We start from the raw sequence: 21,305 nt of genomic DNA on the forward strand, positions 1-21,305 counted from the left end.
TGTGGTATAGAAAGAAGTTATATTGGGATGCCGCCCTGTTGCTTTGCCTTGAGCCGGGTTAAACCAGGTACAAAAAGAAAAAGCAGGCGACAAGATTATCACCCGCTTATCATCAACCAAAATCTAAATCGAGATCTTTAGAATTAGTTGCATGCGCCGCATTGCTGCGGAGCACAATATTTTTTATTGCTGAAACGCTGTACGGTAAAGGTTTATATGCAGTACCCCGACCAGATCTTGTTTGCACTGGCACGCCCGGCCACCCGAACGGCAAGCGTTTTTCGTTTACTTTTTTCATAAGCGACAGACTTTGGTAACGTAAAATTACTGGTTTTCCCGTAATTCACGCCTACTGTCGCTAGAAACAAATTATGGTCAAGATAAGTTTAATGGATAAGTCTTGAGAAGATTAAGTAGTACTGCGTATAATTCCTCATGTCTATAGTTATAGCGAAACTCGCATTCTTTCAAATGTAAATAAGCCGTATTCCGGTTCAGGCCCTTGAACTTCGCCAACCGGTGCTTCGTCAAACCCCAAAAACCGTCCACATCGTCGAGCACCGTCTTGCTCTCCGCCTCGTGATGCCCGTGGCCCAGGTGATACAAACGATATTGACTCAGGTCTACCACCCCGTTGAACCGGCGGATCCGCTCCGCGCTGCCCACCGTTTCCAGTACAGACCGCCCGCGGGCGATCGCCTGGATCATAGAACGGCTTACATCGGGGAGAATTTCCGTAAACACCTTGTTGTCGCTCTTGTAAATACCGAAAATCACCGGCTTCACGATCCGGTCTACATCGGTTTTAACGGCAACGGCTATGTCTTGCGGCTGATGGAGTGCGTGAGCGCGGTGCCCCAGAGATACGGACCCCGCTGCTTTTTCAGGCTGTAAAGACTCACAGTACTTCACAATCTGCATCCTGATTTTCTTCAGGTAACTGTTGATCGTTACCCTGCTCACACCACTGATATTGGCTATCTGCGTGGCGGTTAAATCTTCGGAGAACAGCTTAAGTATCTCCTTAAATTTACGCTCAGATAAATGAGCGCCCTTTAGGAACTTATTTTTCATGGACTAAGAGGATTAGAAATGGCATCCTAAACCTCTTACTTTTTCTCTACTATATATAATGCTTTATTATAAACGGCGAATTCCCCGTGTCGAACGCCCCCTACTAGATTATTTGACCGGAAGGCACTGAAAAACCCGTGGCAAGCGGCCACGGGTTTAAAATTTAACACCTTACAGATATGAGATAATTATCTAGTGCGGCGATCGTAAAATTTTTTGAACGGTCATAAAACAGGATGAACGCATCAGTCCTTGTGCTCATCCAGCCCGATCTGGTCCATTTCCAGGTCTGCCTCCTCATCCAGCGCCTTCCACAATTCCTTCTTCTTCGCCTTCTTCTGCAACGCCTTCTCCATCCACAACAACATCGCCGGCAAAATCGTCAGGTTCGTGATCATCGCCATCACCAGCGTCAAGCTCGTGAGCCAGCCCAGCGCCTTCGTGCCCTGGAACTCCGAAAAACTGAAGATCATAAAGCCCGCAAACAGGATCAGCGATGTGTAAATGATGCTCAAACCCGTGTCGTTGATCGTATGCCGCACAGTCGCGGAAATATCGTAATTGTTCAGCGGCAACTCCTGCTTGAAGTTCACGAGAAAACGGATCGTTACGTCTATCGCGATGCCCAGCGCAATGCTGAAAACGAGCACCGTGGAGGGCTTGATGGCAATGTCCAGCCAACCCATTACCCCGGCCGTCACCAGCAGCGGAATAATGTTCGGCACCAGCGAAATGATGAGCATCCGCCAGCTGCGGAACAGGTACAGCATGCAGAAAATGATCAGCACGAATGCCAGCAGAATGCTTTCCGCCAGGCCGTTGATGATGAACCGGCTCCCTTCCAGGAAGATAATGCTCGTACCGGTAAACGTCACTTTATATTGCGCGGTATCGAAGATCCGGTCTGCCTGCGGGCGCAGCGAATCCAGCAGCCGCGGCAGTTCCACCGATCCCACATCCGCCATGTTCACGCTCATGCGCGCCACCTGGCGCGTGCTGTCCATGAAAGAGGCCACCAGCTGCGAAAACACGGATTTGTCGCCCCCGCCTTTCATACGCAGGTACGGCGCCAGGAACCCGATATCGAACTGGTTGGGCACGGTATAGTTCAGGCTGTCGCCATTGTAATACGCCTGTTTCGCGAATTTGATCCCTTCGGCCACGCTCAACGGCCGCGCAAACGCAGGCTGTTCGGCGATGATCTTGCCCAGCTCGTCGAGTTTTTCGAGCGTACGGAGGTTCACCACGCCGTTCTTCTTTTTCGTATCCACCGCAATTTCCAGCGGCATTACGCCTTTAAAGCGATGCTCGAAGAATTTGAGATCGGTGTATAGCTTATCGTTTTTCGGAATATCGTCGACGATGAAACCCACCGGGCGAAGGCGCATCATACCGATTACGGCCAGCACCACCATGATCACGGTAAATGCGTATACCCATGGCCGGTAGTTGAACACGAGGCGGTTCAGGAACTCCAGCACCCAGCGGCAGGCTTTGTTGTCGAGATAGCTCGTATGCTTCGTTTTCGGCGGCGGCAGGTAGCTCAGTACCGACGGAAGGAAAATGAACGAGATGAGGAAAATGAGCATGATGTTCACCCCGGCCACTACCCCGAACTGCTTCAGGATCGCGGAATTGGTGAAATAGAACACCCCGAAACCGATGGCCGCGGTGAGGTTGGTGAACAGCGTCACGATGCCCATCCGTTGTACCATCCGCACGAGCGATTTCATCTTATCGCCGTGAACGGCATATTCCGTATGGTATTTATTGAGGAAGTAAACGCAGTTGGGAATGCCGATCACCACGATCAGCGGCGGTATCAGGCCGGTGAGCAGCGTGATCTTGTAGCCGCAGATAACGATGGTGCCAACGCTCCAAATCACCCCGATCGCTACCACGATCATGCTCATGAGTACGGCGCTGAACGAGCGGAAAAACAGCAGCAGGATAAGGGCCGTGAGCACGAAAGAGATGTAGAGGAACATCTTCAGCTCGTCTGCCACCTTGGTGGCCATGATGGTCCGGATCATGGGCAGGCCGCTCAGCTTCACGTCCACCTTATGTTTTTCGCCGAACTCTTCCGCTATTTTCTGGATGGCCTGCACCACTTCGATCCTTCTTTTCGAATTGAGGATCTGTTTGTTGATGCTTACGGCCATCATATAGGCGTTTGCGTTGGCGCTATAGAGCAGTCCTTTGTAGAAAGGCAGGGAATAGAAGACGTTTTTCAGGCTGTCGAGCTCGGCCTGGGTCTGTGGCAGGGGCTGGAACAGGGGAACGGCCTTCAGTTTCTGCGTTTCCGCGTCTTTCACGAGGTTTACGGCAACGGGGATGCTGAGGGTGTTTTCCACGGCTTCCACCTTGCGCAGCGCGTCGTTCATGGCCACGTAATCACGGAAGAAATCCAGCTGGAAGAGTTTATCGGATTCCAGCCCGATCACCATCATGTTCCCGTCTTCACCGAATTTCTGCTTGAAATCCTGGTAAACCAGCCATTTGGGGTTATCGCGGGGGATAGCGCCGGTGAACTCGTAAGAGAGCTCCACTTTGCTCGCGAAATAAGCCATGACGCCCGTTCCCAGGAACAACAAAGCCAATAGCCACAAACGGAATTTCAACACGAAAGCTGCAAGGCGCTGCCACATAGATTTAGACTAATTTTGTTTAAAGGCCATAAAGGTAACTATTCATGTCGATTAATGCATAAGAGATAATTCATAATTGTTACTTTTGAGGTATGTTTCGCCCCTGCTTGATTTTCTTTTTGATATTCGTTTCCAACGACTTACGCTCGCAAAGCATCCCGATTGGCCAATGGCGCGAGCATTTCCCCACCCGCCAGGCCGTGGCCGTGGCGGCCAGCGGGAATGAAATCTTTTGCGCCACCGCACAGGGGCTCTTTTCGCTGTCGGCCGACGAGCACGCGGTAACCCGGTACGGTAAATCCACCGGCCTGCACGACGCCGGCATTTCCGCGATGGCCTGGCACGAAGGGCTTCAAACCCTCGTGCTCGCATACCGCAACGGCAATATCGACCTCGTCGCCAACGGCCGCGTCACCAACATCCCCGACGTGCTCCAACGGCCGGGGAACCCCGACAAAGCCGCAACATCCATCCTCATTTCGGGCGACAGGGCCCTCCTGCCCCTGCCCACCGGCATCATCGTGGCAGACCTTCGCCGCCGCGAAATCGCCGACACCTGGACGCCGGGGCACCCCGTGCTGTCTGCCACCATTTACGGCACGGAAATCTTCGCCTCCACCCCCCAGGGCATCTACCGTGCATCGATATCGGCCCCCAACCTGGCCGACCCCGGCTCCTGGAAAATACTCCCGCCCCTGTCCGCAACCGCGGAGCAACTGGTAGCTTCGGATTACCTCGTTGCCCGGGTAAAAGACACCCTTTTCCGCTTCACCGGCAACGCCTGGCAAAAGTGGGTGTTCGGCCGCGGCGCGATCACGTTCCTGCAATCGTCCGGGAATGCGCTGTTCATGGGGCTCCCGGGTAAGGTGGTCCGGATTTCGGATGAAGAAACCACTTTGACCAATGCCCTCCTGCCCTCGCCTTCCGGCGCTGTACCGACCGCAAGCGGGATCTGGATCGCCGACCAGCAAAACGGGCTCATTTTTTACCATAATAATACTTTCACCGCGCTCACGCCCGATGCCCCGGCTGGCCCGGCTTCGGGAGCGCTGCTTCCGGCCGGCGGCGCGCTGTGGGCCGCTTCCGGGTTTGTCAGCGACAGCTGGCAGCCATCCGGCGCTACTTTTCCCGTCTCGGTTTTCCGGGAAGGCGAATGGGTACAGCAGGGCAAGGTTGTGCCCGACGTGATTTCCCTTTCGGCGGGGAACGGGCAGGTGTATGCGGGCTCCTTCGGCGGAGGAGTCTTCACCTTCCGCGAAGGCGCACCGGTTTTACAGGAGAAACCCCTGGGCCGGGACCGCATCGGCGGCGTAGCGGCCGATCAGAACGGGCACCTTTGGGCCACCGCCTTCGGCGCCACGCAGCAGCAACTCCTCGTCAAAAACAAATCCGGCAACTGGAACGGGTTCACCGTTCCGTATTTCCTCCCGTATAACGCCGTTTCCCAAATCCTTATCGACGATTACGACCGGAAATGGATGGCAGCCCCGCTGGGCGGCGGCGTGATCGTCATGGACCATGGCGCCAACGCCGACGACCCGCGCGACGATCGCTGGAAACAGCTGCAATCGGGCGCCGGGCGCGGGAATCTCCCTTCGTCGCAAGTCTATTGCCTCGCCAAAGACCGCGATGGCTGGATCTGGATCGGCACGGCGCGGGGCATCGGCGTTTACCAATGCGCGCAGGACGTTTTTGCCGCCAACGCGTGTGAAACCTGGCTCCCGGTGGTTCGAACAGACGCTTTCGCAGGGTATTTATTCCAGAACGAACAGGTGCTTTCCATTGCTGTGGACGGCGCCAACCGCAAATGGGTAGGCACCCGCAACGGCGCATGGCTCACCAGTGCCGACGGAAGCCGTATCCTGCAGCATTTCCATACGGGAAACAGTCCCCTGCCCGACAACACCGTCCAGCGCATCGCCATCGATCCCGTAACGGGCGAGGTATTTTTCGGAACGGGGAACGGATTGGTATCCTGGCGCGGAGAAGCCACCGAAGGCAGCGAAACGCAGGGGGCCGAAGTGCTCGTCTTCCCGAACCCCGTACCATCCGGCTATACCGGCACGATCGCCGTGCGCGGGCTCGTGCGCGACGCATATGTCAAGATCACGGACGTTTCAGGGAAATTGGTCTTTCAAACCCGCGCCCAGGGCGGCCAGGCGGTTTGGAATGGCCGGGATTACACGGGGTTCCGTCCGCAAAGCGGGGTTTATCTCGTATTGGCCAGCGATGCGGCAGGGAAGGAAAAAATCGTGTCGAAGCTGGTATTTATCCGCTGATAACCGATTTTTGCGTGATATGCTGCACAAAACTCCGGGCATCGTACTCCGCACCGTCAAATACGGGGACACCAGCGTTATCCTGAGCATCTTCACGGAGCTTTTCGGGATACAGTCGTACATCGTGAACGGCGTGCGCTCGTCGCGCCCCAAAGCGGCAAAGGGCAATATCCTCCAGCCCGGGAACATCCTCGACCTCGTGGTATACCATCACGAACAGAAAAATATCCAGCGGATTTCCGAATTCAAACCGGGGCATATCTACACCACCATGCACGTGAATATCGTGAAGAACACGGTGGCGCTGTACCTCATCGAGCTGCTGCAAAAATCCCTCAAACAACCGGAGCCCGATCCCGAACTGTATCATTTCACAGAAAAGGTTTTCCGCGCCCTCGATACCGAAAACACCGCCGTGGCGGCCAATCTCCCGCTGTTCTTCACCCTGCGCTTCGCCGCGCACCTCGGGTTCCATTTCGCAGGGCACTATTCGGAATTCACGCCCTACCTCGATCTGGCCGAAGGCACGTACGTCGACCTCCCGCCGCACCACACCAATTATCTCGACGAAACCAACAGCGAGCTGACGGACAAGCTGCAGAATATCCAGTACATCCCCGACCTGGAGCAGGTGTTGATGAACAAGGAGCGCCGGCGCAACCTCCTGTACGCATACCTCGATTTCTACAAGCTGCACCTCCCCGATTTCAAGGAATTGCACAGCCCGCCTATCTTACACGAGATCCTCGGTTAAATCGGGGTGCCGGTTTTGTAATATTTCAGTTCGGTAGTCTGGCCGTCGAACACGGCGTAGGAATGATAGTTCAGCCAGTCGCCCAGGTTGATGTAGCGCGATGCGTCTCCCAATTTCAGATCGAGCGGAAGGTGGCGGTGGCCGTAGATGAAGTAATCGAAATGTTCTTTCTGGAGAATTTCGCGGGAGTAGATCGCCAGCCATTCCTCATTATCGCCAAGGAAGGTTTCCAGCTTTTCGCCGGTGGCGGCGCGGCTTTTGCGGCTCCAGAAGTTCGCCATGGAAATCCCCCAGTTCGGCGGGATGCACGAAAACAGGAAGCGGCAAACAGGATTGCGGAAGATTTTCTTGAGGAATTTATACCCGTGGTCCCCCGGGCCGAGCCCGTCTCCATGGCCGATATAGAATTTCTTTCCGCCGATCACGTACTGCTGCGGCTCGAAGTACACGGGAATTTCGAGTTCTTCTTCGAAATAGCCGTCCATCCACATGTCGTGATTGCCGATGAAAACGGTGATGCCGATGCCTTTGTCGCGCAGTTCGGCGAGCTTGCCCAGCAGGCGGGTGTATCCTTTGGGGATGACGTGTTTGTATTCGAACCAGAAATCGAAGATGTCGCCGACGAGGAAAATGTGCTGTGCGTCTTTCGAGGCTTCGTCGAGCCACTGTACGATGAGTTTTTCGCGCTGGCGGCTGCGGGCCATATCGGGGGCGCCGAGGTGAAAGTCGGAAGCGAAATATACACGTTTGCCGGGCGGCAGATGAATGTTCATGGTTCGTTATGAAATGTAAAATGCAAAAGTGATGAATTCCTTTTGCATTTTACACGTATCGTTATCTATTGTATGTGAAGTAGTTATTCATCCAGCAGGAAAACATACACTTCTTTCGGGCCGTGAACGCCGACCACGAGCGTTTTTTCGATATCGGCGGTGCGGCTGGGGCCGGTGGCGAAGGAGATCATGGAGGGAAGGTTTCCCTGGTATTTCTCTTTCAGCCGCTGGATGCCGTCTTTCACGTCGAACACGAGCTGGTGGGTGAACGCCACAACGAGGTGGACGGGCGCGAACACGGGCAGTGCGCGGCCGGAGGGCTGCGCTGCGCTCATGACGATAGACCCGGTTCGGGCAACGAGCATTTCGCAATCGGTGATCGCGGCATCCATCTGGTTCATGTCGCCCACGTTGAGGTAAGCGGGATTGAACGGCTGGAGGATTTTCTCCAGCGACGGTGTTTTGCAATGCACGTGCGCCCATTCCTTGTTCTCCACGAGTGTCTGGAGGTTTTCCGCCAGTTCTTCGCGGGAGGAGCAGAAGATGAATTTGCCCTGCAGTTTCGAAAACTCTTCCGCGAACTTCAGTTCGAGGCCTTCATTTTCGGTGACGAATACGGAGTTGTTACCTTCCGCATGGGGGAACGGGAGCTGCACCGGCTGGCTGAGCGCGTTGCGGACCCTTTTAAGGATGTTTTCTTTGGCCGGAGATACTTTCATAGTGCCTTATTCCTGTTCGGTTGTTACGTTAGCCGGGGAAGGATTGATGATGTCTGACGGGTGAACGCCTTCCACACCGATGCCTGCCTTTGTCGGGATATGTTCTTTGTGCGTATCGTACGGGCGTTTGCCGATGAGGCGTTCGAGGTCGTCTTTATACAGCACTTCTTTTTTCAGCAGTTCTTCCGCCAGCAGTTTCACCTGGGGCAGTTTGTCGGTCAGCAGTTTCTTCGTCCGCTGGTAGGCCTTGTCGATCAGGAGCCGCACTTCATCGTCGATCATCTTCGCCGTTTCTTCGGAATACGGTTTGGTGAACGATTGTTCGTTGTTCGGATCGTAGAAGGAGATGTTGCCCACTTTGTCGTTCATACCGTACACGGTTACCATGGCGTAGGCCATGCGGGTGATCACCTGCAGGTCGTTTTGCGCGCCGGTGGAGATCTTGCCGAACACGATATCTTCCACTGCGCGGCCGCCGAGGGTCATGCAGATGTCGTCTTCCAGTTGTTCGGTATTGTAGAGGTATTGTTCTTTCGGGAGATACTGTGCGTACCCGAGTGCAGCCACGCCACGGGGAACGATGGTGACTTTCACGAGCGGGTTGGCGTGTTCGAGGTACCAGCCGCAGATGGCGTGGCCGGCTTCGTGGTAGGCGATCACTTCCTTCTCTTCGGGGGAGATGATCTTGTTTTTCTTCTCGAGGCCGCCGATCACGCGGTCGATGGCGTCGTTGAAGTCTTCCATTTCCACTTCGTTCTTGCCTTTACGGGCGGCGATGAGCGCGGCTTCGTTACATACGTTGGCGATGTCCGCACCGGCGAAACCGGGCGTCATGGAAGCGAGTTTCTTGATGTCGAGGTTGGGCGACGTCTTGATGGGCTTCAGGTGTACGTTGAAGATATGTTCACGGCCTCCGAGGTCGGGCTTGTCGATGGAGATCTGGCGGTCGAAACGGCCGGGGCGCAGCAGGGCGCTGTCGAGCACGTCTGGCCGGTTGGTGGCGGCGAGGATGATGATCCCGCTGTCGGTTCCGAAGCCGTCCATTTCCACGAGGAGCTGGTTGAGGGTGTTCTCCCGTTCGTCGTTGGACATCATGACGTTTTTGCCACGGGCGCGGCCGATGGCGTCGATTTCGTCGATGAAGATGATACAGGGGGCTTTTTCGCGGGCTTGTTTGAAGAGGTCACGAACGCGGGAAGCGCCTACGCCTACGAACAGTTCCACGAAATCGGAGCCGGACATGGAGAAGAAGGGGACCTGCGCTTCGCCTGCCATAGCTTTGGCGAGGAGGGTTTTACCGGTACCGGGAGGGCCTACGAGGAGGGCTCCTTTCGGGATTTTACCACCGAGCGCGGTGTATTTCTTCGGGTTTTTGAGGAAATCCACGATTTCCATCACTTCCACTTTGGCTTCGTCGAGGCCCGCAACATCGTTGAAGGTGATGTTGACGCGGGTGCCTTTATCGAAGAGGGTGGCTTTGGATTTGCCGATGTTGAAGATGCCGCCGGGGCCGCCGCTTCCGCCGGAGGGGCCGCCCATTTTACGCATGAGCAGTACCCACATACCGATAAGCAGCAGGATGGGCAGCAGTATTTGCATGAGTGGCTCGAACCAGTTCTGGCGCGGAACGTAGGATACGTTCATCTGGTCTGCCAGCGGCATCCCTTCCTGGGCGCGGTCCAGTTCTTTCTGGAAGCTTTCCACGCTTCCGATGGTGAACTGGTAATGCGGACCTGAGTTCTGGGCGCCGAGGCGGCCTTTGGCCACTTCCGAGTATTGGGGCTGGTTCAGCCGTTCTTTTTTGATATAAACTTCTACAAGTGCCTTGTTCACCACCACCAGCTTGTCTACGTCGCCGGTCCGGAGCAGCCTTTGCTGGAACTCCTTGAAGCCGGACAGCTCTTTGGGCTGGCTGGAGATCGGCAGTACGAAATTCATAGCCAGCAGGGCAATGCCGATAAAGGCGTATACCCAGTAGATATTGAATTTCGGTCCTTTCTTCGGTGATGATTTATCAGGTCCCTTGCTATAGTTATTGCCTCCTTTTTCCATGATCGTTCGCTCCTTTACGAATGAGAGTTGTCTTTTATAAGTAATTAATACAAAACCCGGGGTTTTGTTCAGTGATCGAGGTGTTCCATGCGTTCCGCATCGCTCCACATCTCTTCCAGGTTATAGAATTTTCGGGTTTCGGGAATGAAAATATGCACTACTACGTTCACGTAATCCACCAGGATCCACTGCTGAGCCGTGAACCCTTCGTGTTTGTACGCGGATTCGTCCGTGTTGTTCTTCACTTCCTCCTCCACAAAATCCGCTATAGCCTTAACTTGGTTACTGGAATTGGCCTCACAAATGATGAAGAAATCAGCTACCGCTTCAGGGATCTTGCGCAGATCAAGGGAAACGATATTCTCCCCTTTTTTCTCCTGTATGGCCTTTATGATGGAAGTAAAAATCTTGCTGTTCCTATTGATGCGTGTTACCGCCTTTTTCCTGCTGTTCAGTATGGTTAAGGGTGCCAATAAGTGCTGTTTTTGTTAAAAATAGTCTTTAATCTCCAAAATTACTAAACCGGGGCCAAAATATAACGCCGGCTTATATGCTGGAAGACGGATGGGGCGGTAAAATATTGTTAAAATGATGAAAATTTGCTCATTTTACAGCTAAATCAGGATTTGTGATAGGCCATCCGTTTCACGTGCTCAGCACGGTAGACAGCACCAATAACTATGCCATGGCAAGGGTCGCAGAAGGCCCCGTGGCGCCCGGGTACACGTGGTTCGCCATGGAGCAGACCGCAGGGAAAGGACAACGCGGCAAACAGTGGCTCTCCGCGCCAGGAGAGAACATCATGCTCACCACCGTTCTCCAACCCGCACTGGGCCTGCATCAGCAGTTCATGCTCAGCGTAGCCGTCGCCCTCGGCGCGTTCGATTTCTTCCGGAAATACGCCGGAGACGAAACCCGCATCAAATGGAGCAATGATATTTACTGGCGTGACAGAAAGGCAGGCGGCATTCTTATCGAGAACGTTCTGCGCGGAAGCGTCTGGCAATATGCCATAGCGGGGATGGGCATCAATATCAACACCCCCCATTTCCCCGACCATCTCCAGAACCCCGTATCCCTCCGCCAGATCACCGGCCGGGAATGGGATACGCTCGAACTGGCCAAAGACCTTTGCACCCATCTCGAAAACCGTTACAGCAGGCTCAGCGTAGACACCTACCCCGCCATGCTCGCCGAGTACAAAGACCATCTCTACCGCCTCCACGAGCCCGCGCTTTACCGCATCGACGGCGAAATCTTCCAGGGTGTTATCCGCGACGTATTGCCCGACGGAAGGTTATGCCTGGAAAAGAACAAGGAAATACTGGAACTGGGATTCGGCGAAGTGGAATTCATCTTCGCCCGGTAAAACTGGAAAAAGCCAGTAAAAACTGGCTTTTTGGAGAAGTGGAATTTGTAAAGACAAACATCTGAAGCTTCTCCAAAAATGCCAGCCACGGGTCTGAGCCCATGATTTTGGTCGATAAATGGAGGTTTACAAGATGGAACTTCTTTTTCGCTTATCCAAATAAAATTTTGCAACCTCTGCTGCAATTCGCTGCAAACGCCCGCTGTTGCCCGTTGCAACAAATTATTGGATATTTGCAACGAAACGCTTGAAGATTGCAATTTCGCTCCCGCATCCGCAGCGTAGCTTTGTTATCCACTTAAAATCCTATTCAGACATGCATTACAGAACTCTGGGAAACACCGGCGAAAAAGTTTCAGCGATCGGCCTCGGCTGCATGGGCATGGCTTTCGCCTACGGCCAGCGCGACGATGCCGAATCCCGCGCTACGCTTGAGCTCGCACTCGACCTCGGCGTTAATTTCTGGGACACGGCAGACATGTACGGCCAGGGCCTCAACGAAAAACAACTCTCCGAAGTGCTCGCCACCCGCAGGAAAGACGTTTTCCTCGCCACCAAATTCGGCTTCCGCTACCGCGAAGATAATTCCACCTACTTCGACGGATCGCCCGCGTATCTCAAACAGGCTTGCGAAGCATCGCTCAAAAGGCTCGGCGTGGACGTGATCGATCTGTATTACGCCCACCGCGTAGACGATCAGGTGCCCATCGAAGAAACCGTTGGCGCCATGGCCGAACTGGTGAAGGAAGGGAAAGTCCGCTACCTCGGCCTGTCGGAAGCCTCCGCGCGATCGATCCGCAAAGCCGCCGCCGTGCATCCCATCGCCGCGCTGCAAAGCGAATATTCCCTCTTCGTCCGCGACATCGAATCCGACATCATTCCCACCTGCCGCGAACTGGGCATCGGCATCGTGCCTTACAGCCCCCTCGGCCGCGGGGCCCTCACTTCCGACCTGCGCGACGTCAAAGACCTCGACCCGACCGACTTCCGCCGCAACCTCCCCCGGTTCCAGCAGGAAGCGTTCGAAAAGAACCTCCGTATCGTGAGCGCCCTGGAAGACATCGCGGCCGAACGCCACATCACCCTGCCGCAGCTGGCCCTGGCATGGCTGCTCGCCAAAGGCGACAACATCACCCCCATCCCCGGCACCAAACGGCGCAAATACCTGCAGGAAAACGCCGCAGCGGCCGATATCGCGCTGACGGCCGACGATGTTGCCCGTATTGAAGCCACGCTTTCAGGTTACCAGATCGAAGGCGAGCGCTACAGCGAAGGGGCCATGAAACTGGTGAACCGGTAACCTGACGCAATTGCTCAAATTCGTGCCACTACGGTGCCAATACGGTTACAGTACGGTATCCCTACTATATCTGTACTGAACGAGTACTGTAAGGCTACGGTAACGCCAAATAAAAAGGGAGCGCTCCTGCCGGTGCGCTCCCTTTTTCGTTCGATGAACATGATTTATTTCACATTATACCCCCAGCCTTTCAGCCACTGGAGGACTTTGTCGCGGTAATCGCCCTGGATGAGCACCAGCCCTTCTTTTACCGAGCCGCCGGTGCCACATTTCGTTTTCAGTTCCTTGCCGAGTTTTTCGAGATCGGCTTCCGTGCCCACGAACCCTTCCACCACGGTCACCGTTTTACCGGCGCGCTGCTTCGTGTCCAGCTTCACGCGGAGGCGCTGCTCCGCAGGCGCCAGCGTAGCGGCTTCTTCAGTGGGTTCCTGCGGGTACGAAAAGTTGGGATCAGTAGAATAAACGATCCCGTTGGAGGCGGATTTTTTCTTGCTCATAACTTGCGTTTTTTAGTAGCCGTTGGGCACCAGGATCTGGAGCGCGCCCGGCACCACGTTAAAATGAACGGTTTTTCCCTGCGTCAGCGGCACCGCATCGCCATCCACCTGCAGGCAGGACAGATCGGGGCTGGCCACTGTTATTTCTTGTCCGGTAAAATGTTGCATGTAGCGGCTCTCGCCGATATTGCCCCGCAGCGAACTGATGCTCAGCGGCAGCAGGTCCCAGAAACGGAGCGGGCGCACCATGCAGACGTCCAGCCGCCCGTCGAACAGGCTGGCCTGCGGCGCCAGTTTGAAATCGTACCCGAACTGGTTGCCGTTGGCGACGGTCATGAGGAACGCCGGCGCTTCGGTCTCTTTCCCGTCCATCCGGATCTTGTAAACCGCGGGTTTGTAAGTCGAAAATCCGCCCACCACGAGCCGCGCGTAATTGATGAGCCCGCGCTTTTTGCTGTGCCGGAAACGGTCTGCGATCACCGCATCGAAACCCACGCCCGCGTTGCTGAGAAAGAGGTGCTCGTTGGCGTAACCCGCATCCATGGGCCTTTTATTGCCTCCGGCTACGATGGCGAGCGCCTGGTCCACGTCGAGCGGGATGTTGAGCGCCCGTGCCAGGCCGTTCCCGCTGCCGAGGGGCACGATGGCCAGCGCCGTTTTCGAGCCCACGAGGCCCTGGGCGATCTCATTGATGGAACCGTCGCCTCCCACGGCCACAACGGTATCTACGCCGCGGTCTACGGCTGAAATGGCCAGGTCGGTACCGTGGCCGAGGTATTGGAGATAAGTGGTCTCAACCTGGAAGCGGTCTTCCGGCAACTGCCGTGCGATGGCGGCGCCGAGGGATTTCTCGCGGTCGGTGCCGGCTTTCCGGTTGATGATGATCAGTATTTTCCGCAATGGTAAGAAGATTGACTCAGGAATGGATAACGGCCTTGAGACTGAGGTCCAGGCTCACGGCATGGTGTATGATGGCGCCGACAGACACGAAATCGACCCCTGTTTTGGCATATGCCTCCACATTTTCGATCGTGATGCCGCCGGATGCTTCGGTTTCGTACTGGCCTTTGATGAGGTCGAGCGCCGGGGGGATCTGCTCCGGCGGGAAATTGTCGAGCATGATGCGATGCACCTGTCCCACCTGCAAAATCTCCTTCACATCGTCGATATTCCGCGCTTCCACTTCGATCTTCAGATCGAGCTGTTTTTCCTTCAGATAAGCCACCACGCGCTCAACTGCCGGGGTGATGCCGCCGGAGAAATCGATGTGATTGTCTTTGAGCATGACCATATCGTACAGTCCGATCCGGTGATTGACGCCGCCCCCGATGCGCACGGCTTCTTTTTCGAGCATGCGGAAGTTGGGGGTGGTTTTGCGGGTGTCGAGCACGCGGGTGTGATATCCTTTGAGGCGGTCGGTGTATTTGCGGGTGAGCGTGGCGATGCCGCTCATGCGCTGCATGCAGTTGAGGACGAGCCTTTCTGCGCTCAGCAGGGTGCGCACGCGGGCGGAGACCTCAAAGGCGACTTCTCCGGCCTGCATGGTTTCGCCGTCCTTTTTGAAGGGGACGAAACGGGTGGAATCGTCGAGCAGCCGGAAGATGGCTTCGGCCACTTCCATGCCGGCGAGCACGCCGTCTTCCTTGATCTTGAGCCTGGCGGTGCCGGTGGTTTCGGCGGGGATGGAGGCGAGGGTGGAATGGTCGCCCGAGCCGATATCTTCCGCCAGTGCGGCTTTGATGAATTGTTCCAATGCTTCTTTCTGTAACATAACGCAATCGGGAATGAAAGGGCAAGTTACAAACAAAAAGGCCATCCGCCTAGGAGCGGATAGCCTTTCAATGCGTTCGTCTTGCTAATGTGCTATTTATTTTCGAAGCGCAGTTCGTTGAGGACGAATGCGTTCCCTTTTTTCTGGAGAAAAAATGAGGTGCGGAAATTGCCGCCGGAGGTGCTGAGGTTGCCCACACCGAACTGGGAGCCGCCTTCGGGGCCGCCTTTGTGGAGCAGTTCGAAGGTTTTGACGGTATTTTTCCCGAAGAAGTCTTTCAGGATGATTTCCGCCTGGGCTTTGCTGTAGGAGTTGGATCTGCCAGCCATGTTGATCTCGACCGTGTTGTCCAGGAGTTTGCTCAGGTTACCGGAGTCTCCCTTTTTCAGGGCGTTGACCACATCATCGAAAGGACCCGCCAGCAGCGTAAAAGCCGTCAGCATCCCTCCGAGCAGGAACACCCCCAACACTACGATTAACTTTTTCATTATCCGTTATTTTGATCGCAATACATTTATCAACCGTAGAAGACACGAAAACTATGCCAATTTGCTGACTTTCAATAAATATACCATTATTGTGCTATACTTCCCAAGATTGCGCATTACAATAATTTAATATACAAAAATCCCTTGAAATATAACCCCTCTCCAAAAATTTTAAACACCGGGAAAGATAGTATTATTAATTTCACGGGCCGATTCATTCACAACGCACAACCGGATTTAAAGTATGGAAACTAAAAGAGCGATCCTGATCATCATGGATGGCTGGGGCCAGGGCCAGGTGCCCGCCGCAGACGCCATCGCACACGCAAACACCCCCTTCGTAGACGGCCTCTATGAACAATATCCCCATAGCACCCTCATCACCTGCGGCGAAGACGTTGGGCTCCCTGACGGGCAAATGGGCAATTCCGAAGTAGGGCACCTCAATATCGGGGCCGGAAGGATCGTTTACCAGGAACTCCAGCGCATCAACGTAGCCGTAAGGGATGGCGAGCTCGCCGCCAGCAAGGTTTTGCAGGACTCCATGGACTACGCCCGCAATAACAATAAAGCCCTCCACTTCATCGGCCTGGTGAGCGACGGTGGCGTGCATTCCCATATCTCCCACCTCAAAGCCCTCGCCTCCATCGCGAAAGAACGCGGCCTCACAAACGTGTTTGTGCATGCCTTCACCGACGGGCGCGACACCGATCCCAAAGGCGGCCTCGGCTACCTCGAAGATCTCCAGCAGCACCTGGGCGCCACCACCGGCCGCATCGCTTCCGTTACCGGGCGCTATTACGCCATGGACCGCGACAAGCGCTGGGAAAGGGTGAAACTCGCCTACGACGCGCTCGTGAACGGCACCGGTACGCCTACGCAAGACGTGCTGACCGCCGTGAAAGCCTCTTATGCGGAAGGCGTGACCGACGAGTTCATCAAGCCCATCATCGTTACCGACGCGCAGCAGCAGCCTATCGGCAACATCCAGCCGGGCGACGCGGTGATCTGCTTCAACTTCCGCACGGACCGTTGCCGTGAGATCACGGAAGTGCTCACCCAGCAAGCGTTCCCCGACTTCGGCATGCAGCCCCTGGCATTGAATTATACGACCATGACCGAATACGACAAAGCCTTCAAGGGCGTTCATGTCATATTCGAAAACGATAATCTTTCCATGACCCTCGGCGAAGTCCTGGAAAAGAACGGCAAAACGCAGATCCGCATCGCGGAAACGGAGAAATACCCGCACGTGAGCTTCTTCTTCTCCGGCGGTCGTGAAACGCCCTTCGAAGGCGAGAAACGCATTCTCGTGCCCTCGCCCAAGGTAGCTACCTACGACCTGCAGCCCGAGATGAGCGCACCTGAACTGGCAGACGCCATCCTCCCCGAGCTGGAGCAGCGCACGGCCGATTTCGTGGTCCTCAATTTCGCGAACGCCGATATGGTGGGCCACACCGGCGTTTGGCCGGCCGCCATCAAAGCCGTGGAAACCGTAGACGCCTGCGTGTCCAAAGTAGTTTCTACCGCATTGCTGAACGATTACACCATCTTCCTCACGGCAGACCACGGCAACGCGGACTTCATGATCAACGAAGACGGTACGCCCAATACGGCACACACCCTCAATCCCGTGCCTTTCTTCATCATCAGCAACGATTTCAAGGGTGAGATCAAAAACGGCAAACTGGGCGACCTCGCCCCTACCATCCTTCACTTCATGGGCCTGCCCATCCCGAAGGAGATGACCGGCAACGTACTTGTATAATCCTCAACAGGATACATCGAAAGGGGCTGCTCCGGCGGCCCCTTTTTTATTTTCCGCCGCCTGTAACTTTCCGGTGTCGCTTACCGTTTAACACCTGATGAAGCCGGAAGGCTTCCCCCGGAACTGAATATTCTACTATTACCATAAGTTTTTTAGTGCTCTCGACAGATTTGCTCATGCATCAGATGCGCCGTATTCACGGTGCATTTTTTTTATAGGCCGATAACGGCTACACCATTAAATTTGTGGGTATGAGAATCGTATTTGCTGGGCTTTTTGCGTTGTTGATGACCGGATGCCGGCTGCCCGAGCCCAAAGGCGGCGCGCCCGTTGCCGTGAGGGACCATAGCTACAGGGCGCTGGGGAACTATTGCTGGGACGAGATCGCCAGGATGCGGAAATCGCCCTTCCAGATCACCAAAACCATCCGCCTCAACGGGCAAACGGTCTCTTCGCCGGTGAAAGACAGCGCAGGACTGGAGGCGCTCTTCCGCCCGCTGATGGACGCCGATATCAGCCGTCCCTCGCTGGCGGATGCGTACGACATCGATACCATTCCCAATCATTTTTCGGGAGATACGACCTTCATCCACCGCACCCGCGGCAAACAGACCTGGCCTGCACAACTGATCGTGGAGATCGACAGCAGCCGGCGCATCAAATCCGTCCAGGCCTCTTCCCACACAAAGAACCCTGTGTACGAATACCGCCAGGAAATCGTCTACGAGCGCGATCGCCAGCTCTCCATCAGCTCCCATCAGAAAATCATCTTCATGAAAGCGGAAAACATGGAAACCATCGCCCAGTTCCGCCCATTAACAGCGCAGCAATGACGTCAGCGGAATTTTCCCGGATATCGCATACCATTCCCACCCAGGCCGGCATCTACAAATATTTCGACGCCGGCGGGGAACTGCTGTACATCGGCAAAGCCAAAAGCCTCCGCAAGCGCGTTTCCTCCTATTTCGTCAAGCACCACGACAACTACAAAACCCGGAAGCTGGTAGACAACATCCACCACATCGAGTTCACGATCGTAGACAACGAAAAAGACGCGTTCCTGCTGGAAAACGCCCTCATCAAGCAGTTCCGCCCGAAATACAACATCGATCTGAAAGACGATAAAACGTATCCGTTCATCGTCATCAAGCACGAACCCTTCCCCCGGGTTTTCCTCACCCGCCGCGTGATCAAAGACGGGTCGGAATACCTCGGCCCCTTCACCTCCGTGGGCCGCGTGCGCGAGCTCCTGGAAGTGATCCGGTACAACATCCCCCTGCGCACCTGCAACCTCAACCTTTCCGAACAAAACATCAAAAAAGGGAAGTTCAAGGTGTGCCTGGAATACCATCTCGGCAACTGCAAAGGCCCCTGCGAAGGGCTGCAATCGGCCGAAGATTACCGGGAAGGGCTCCAGTCCGTGAAGGAAATCCTCCGCGGCAACCTCTCGCCCGTGCTCAACGTGTTCAAGTCGAAAATGCAGGAGCATGCGATGAACATGGAATTCGAGAAAGCGGAAATCGAACGGAAGAAAATCGCCAGTCTGCAGGATTACCAGGCCAGGTCTACCATCGTGAGCAGCCGCGTCGGGAACGTAGACGTGTTCACCATCCTGTCTGAAGGCAATTTCGCCTATGTGAACTACCTGCGCGTGCTCAACGGCACCATTGCCGATACAAAAACCGTGACGCTGGAAAAAAAGCTGGAGGAAACGGACGAGGAAGTGTTGGAATACGCCATCGGGTACCTCCGCGAAGCGTTCCAGAGCCTGGCACGCGAGATCGTGCTGCCTTTCCACGTCGATTTTCCGGAAGAGAATGTGGAAGTGACCGTCCCGAAAGGCGGCGACAAAAAGAAACTGCTCGACCTTTCCACCAAAAACGTCGACTATTTCCGCGAAGAGCTGCGCAAGAAAAAGATCCTGCATCTCGAAGGCAAGAGCGATATGGAAGTGAAGAAAGTCCTGTACCAGCTGCAGGCCGACCTGGAGCTGCAGGAACTGCCCGTTCATATCGAGTGTTTCGATAACTCCAACTTCCAGGGGAGCTATCCCGTTTCGGCCTGCGTCGTGTTCAAAGACGGTGTGGCGTCGAAGAAGGATTACCGCCATTTCAATATCAAAACGGTGGAAGGCATCAACGACTTCGCGTCTATGACGGAAGTGGTGTACCGCCGCTACAAGCGCCTGCTGGAAGAAGAACAGCCGTTGCCGCAACTCGTTATCATCGACGGCGGTAAAGGCCAGTTGGGCGCAGCGATGGAAAGCATCCGCAAGCTCGATCTCATCGGCAGCATGACGGTGGTGGGTTTGGCGAAGAACGAGGAGGAAATTTTCTTCCCGGGCGACAAGGATTCCATCAAGCTCCCGTACGACAGTGAGAGCCTGAAGCTCATCCGGCGCGTCCGCGACGAGGTGCACCGATTCGGCATTACATTCCACCGGCAGAAGCGCAGCAAGGGCACGTTCAAGAACGAGCTGGAATCGATCAAGGGGATTGGCGAAAACACGGCAACGCAGCTGTTGCAGAGCTACCGGTCGGTCAATAAGGTGAAAGCGTTAAGTAAAGAAGAACTGGTGAAGGAAGTGGGCTTGAAAAAAGCGACGCTGATCTGGGAGCACTTTCATGGCCAGGAGGGCGCGAACGGGAAAGAAAAGCAGGAAGGATCAGTGTAAGGAACCGGCTCGCCATCTCCTTTCATCAAACTACATGCAAACACGTTGGTCCGTACCAATGCTTATTGGAAACAGGAATGCCATCTACAATACCGATCAAATCAGCATAAAAATCATACTACAAGATTGTGATCAGGAAAAAAGGTGCAGCGAAACCTCATCAAAAAAATCACGCTTTCCTACAAAAGAGAGAGCCCGGTTTGAGAACCAGGCTCTATTCCCCAAGTTAACCATTAAAAGACACAGATTTATTTTTGATGACCGGCAGACAGCCGGTGGATCTTCGTTGTTGAAACATGACAATTACACGTTCATGCAAGCGTGTTTTATCACATTACTAAAGTAATGCGTATGAGGCTGTGCCGTTGTTAAGTATTTGTTATCAGCACGAAATAGCCGTTAGCTGTAACCTGCAACAGCATTGAGTTTCAAACGATTTTGCGGGATCGGGAAATTGTTAGCGGGCGGTCTCGGAGAGGTACTGCAAATTGACCGCAGCCACGTCTGCGCCACGTGCCTTTTCCACACTGCGGATAGCCTGCAGCATGTGCCTTTGCGCGTGGGCGATGAGGAAGCGGAACGTATCTCCGGCCTTCAGCGCCACGAGTTTCGACAGCGTGGTCGGCAGCCGGATGCCGCCGATGTCGATCTTCTTCGCGGCTTGCAGGAGCGACAACATCCATTCCTGTTGCGCCTGGAATTCGTCGAGCGTTTGCGCCGCGTCTAACCGGGGAGTGGGATTATGATTTTTGGGGGCGGACATTTTCATTTTCAGGCTGCCGTCGTCTTTCGGCAACATCGTTTGCGTAAAATAATTGCCCAGCCACCCGCTGCGGAATTGCTCCGGCACGGGGCGTTTCTGGGAAAGGAATTTGCGGAATGCCTCGTCGAAAGCCGGCAGGTAGAAACGGCCGTAGCCGTTGAGATGCTCCAGGCACTGGATGGCAGACCATTTGCCGGGCGCCGGCGGTTGCAGGAGAAGGTCGTGGGGTTGGGAGGCGAGGTAACGCTCTGCCGCTGCGCGAAGGTTGTTCACGTCTTGCTGCAGCTCGCTGAGCAGGGTTACTGCGTGGAAGGTAGGCATGTGAAGAGATTTAATGATCCGATGCAAAGGTAATCCGGCTATTTACATGAAATCT

19 protein-coding genes are annotated in these 21,305 nt (G+C 54.8%); 7 read left to right on the forward strand and 12 right to left on the reverse strand.

Annotated elements, in window-relative coordinates:
* Positions 1-112: 112 nt before the first annotated feature.
* The 3 genes from ACQKLP_RS24535 to ACQKLP_RS24545 all read right to left on the reverse strand — a co-directional run bounded on the left by ACQKLP_RS24535 (position 113) and on the right by ACQKLP_RS24545 (position 3,722).
* Positions 113-298, reverse strand: coding sequence for a hypothetical protein (locus tag ACQKLP_RS24535; RefSeq protein WP_427325714.1), 186 nt, complete (start codon positions 296-298; stop codon positions 113-115).
* 77 nt (positions 299-375) lie between these two features.
* Entirely contained in the window at positions 376-1,074 is a 699-nt protein-coding gene (locus ACQKLP_RS24540) for an IS1595 family transposase (RefSeq protein ID WP_427325715.1), read from the reverse strand.
* A gap of 245 nt (positions 1,075-1,319) precedes the next feature.
* Positions 1,320-3,722, reverse strand: a complete 2,403-nt coding sequence (locus ACQKLP_RS24545; protein ID WP_427325717.1) for an efflux RND transporter permease subunit — start codon at positions 3,720-3,722, stop codon at positions 1,320-1,322.
* A gap of 119 nt (positions 3,723-3,841) precedes the next feature.
* Here ACQKLP_RS24545 and ACQKLP_RS24550 point away from each other — a divergent pair, with 119 nt between their 5' ends.
* Both ACQKLP_RS24550 and recO read left to right on the forward strand, forming a co-directional pair.
* Positions 3,842-6,001 carry a two-component regulator propeller domain-containing protein gene (locus tag ACQKLP_RS24550; RefSeq protein WP_427325718.1) on the forward strand — a complete coding sequence of 720 codons (2,160 nt, stop codon included), beginning with the start codon at positions 3,842-3,844 and terminating at the stop codon, positions 5,999-6,001.
* 19 nt (positions 6,002-6,020) lie between these two features.
* Positions 6,021-6,755 carry a DNA repair protein RecO gene (recO, locus tag ACQKLP_RS24555; RefSeq protein WP_427325719.1) on the forward strand — a complete coding sequence of 245 codons (735 nt, stop codon included), beginning with the start codon at positions 6,021-6,023 and terminating at the stop codon, positions 6,753-6,755.
* On the opposite strand, the gene ACQKLP_RS24560 is transcribed toward recO, so the two are convergent.
* From ACQKLP_RS24560 to rsfS, 4 genes are all read right to left on the reverse strand, one after another.
* Positions 6,752-7,528 carry a UDP-2,3-diacylglucosamine diphosphatase gene (locus ACQKLP_RS24560; RefSeq protein ID WP_427325720.1) on the reverse strand — a complete coding sequence of 259 codons (777 nt, stop codon included), beginning with the start codon at positions 7,526-7,528 and terminating at the stop codon, positions 6,752-6,754. The two genes, recO and ACQKLP_RS24560, sit on opposite strands and share 4 nt — an antisense overlap.
* A gap of 83 nt (positions 7,529-7,611) precedes the next feature.
* On the reverse strand, positions 7,612-8,247 hold the full coding sequence (locus ACQKLP_RS24565) for a LutC/YkgG family protein (RefSeq protein ID WP_423737107.1): 636 nt from the start codon (positions 8,245-8,247) through the stop codon (positions 7,612-7,614).
* A gap of 6 nt (positions 8,248-8,253) precedes the next feature.
* Positions 8,254-10,299: an ATP-dependent zinc metalloprotease FtsH gene (ftsH, locus tag ACQKLP_RS24570; protein WP_427325721.1), complete on the reverse strand. Its 2,046-nt coding sequence runs from the start codon at positions 10,297-10,299 to the stop codon at positions 8,254-8,256.
* Positions 10,300-10,367: 68 nt separating this feature from the next.
* Entirely contained in the window at positions 10,368-10,772 is a 405-nt protein-coding gene (gene rsfS / locus ACQKLP_RS24575) for a ribosome silencing factor (RefSeq protein ID WP_126244543.1), read from the reverse strand.
* 155 nt (positions 10,773-10,927) lie between these two features.
* Between rsfS and ACQKLP_RS24580 the strand changes: the two genes are divergently transcribed.
* Together ACQKLP_RS24580 and ACQKLP_RS24585 are read left to right on the forward strand one after the other, a co-directional pair.
* Entirely contained in the window at positions 10,928-11,668 is a 741-nt protein-coding gene (locus tag ACQKLP_RS24580) for a biotin--[acetyl-CoA-carboxylase] ligase (RefSeq protein ID WP_427325723.1), read from the forward strand.
* A gap of 316 nt (positions 11,669-11,984) precedes the next feature.
* Positions 11,985-12,968, forward strand: a complete 984-nt coding sequence (locus ACQKLP_RS24585; RefSeq protein WP_427325724.1) for an aldo/keto reductase — start codon at positions 11,985-11,987, stop codon at positions 12,966-12,968.
* Between the two features lie 164 nt (positions 12,969-13,132).
* Here the strand turns inward: ACQKLP_RS24585 and ACQKLP_RS24590 are convergent, their stop codons facing one another.
* The 4 genes from ACQKLP_RS24590 to ACQKLP_RS24605 all read right to left on the reverse strand — a co-directional run bounded on the left by ACQKLP_RS24590 (position 13,133) and on the right by ACQKLP_RS24605 (position 15,724).
* Positions 13,133-13,465: a translation initiation factor gene (locus tag ACQKLP_RS24590; RefSeq protein ID WP_427325725.1), complete on the reverse strand. Its 333-nt coding sequence runs from the start codon at positions 13,463-13,465 to the stop codon at positions 13,133-13,135.
* 12 nt (positions 13,466-13,477) lie between these two features.
* Positions 13,478-14,365, reverse strand: a complete 888-nt coding sequence (locus tag ACQKLP_RS24595) for a diacylglycerol/lipid kinase family protein (protein ID WP_427325726.1) — start codon at positions 14,363-14,365, stop codon at positions 13,478-13,480.
* Positions 14,366-14,381: 16 nt separating this feature from the next.
* Positions 14,382-15,236 (reverse strand): carboxylating nicotinate-nucleotide diphosphorylase, encoded by an 855-nt coding sequence (nadC, locus tag ACQKLP_RS24600; RefSeq protein ID WP_427325727.1) that lies wholly within the window; start codon positions 15,234-15,236, stop codon positions 14,382-14,384.
* A 92-nt stretch (positions 15,237-15,328) separates the two neighbouring features.
* Positions 15,329-15,724, reverse strand: coding sequence for a DUF4783 domain-containing protein (locus ACQKLP_RS24605; RefSeq protein ID WP_427325728.1), 396 nt, complete (start codon positions 15,722-15,724; stop codon positions 15,329-15,331).
* Between the two features lie 244 nt (positions 15,725-15,968).
* Here ACQKLP_RS24605 and gpmI point away from each other — a divergent pair, with 244 nt between their 5' ends.
* The 3 genes from gpmI to uvrC all read left to right on the forward strand — a co-directional run bounded on the left by gpmI (position 15,969) and on the right by uvrC (position 20,166).
* Positions 15,969-17,492, forward strand: a complete 1,524-nt coding sequence (gene gpmI, locus ACQKLP_RS24610; RefSeq protein ID WP_427325729.1) for a 2,3-bisphosphoglycerate-independent phosphoglycerate mutase — start codon at positions 15,969-15,971, stop codon at positions 17,490-17,492.
* Between the two features lie 251 nt (positions 17,493-17,743).
* The gene (locus ACQKLP_RS24615; RefSeq protein ID WP_427325730.1) at positions 17,744-18,325 is read left to right on the forward strand and encodes a hypothetical protein; all 582 of its coding nucleotides are present in this window, start codon (positions 17,744-17,746) and stop codon (positions 18,323-18,325) included.
* Entirely contained in the window at positions 18,322-20,166 is a 1,845-nt protein-coding gene (gene uvrC / locus ACQKLP_RS24620; RefSeq protein ID WP_427325732.1) for an excinuclease ABC subunit UvrC, read from the forward strand. Before ACQKLP_RS24615 ends, uvrC begins: the two co-directional genes overlap by 4 nt.
* Positions 20,167-20,623: 457 nt before the next feature.
* Here the strand turns inward: uvrC and ACQKLP_RS24625 are convergent, their stop codons facing one another.
* Positions 20,624-21,250: a DinB family protein gene (locus tag ACQKLP_RS24625; protein WP_427325733.1), complete on the reverse strand. Its 627-nt coding sequence runs from the start codon at positions 21,248-21,250 to the stop codon at positions 20,624-20,626.
* Positions 21,251-21,305: the final 55 nt, after the last annotated feature.

The organism is Chitinophaga sp. NPDC101104 (genome assembly GCF_050277495.1).
Classification (GTDB): domain Bacteria; phylum Bacteroidota; class Bacteroidia; order Chitinophagales; family Chitinophagaceae; genus Chitinophaga.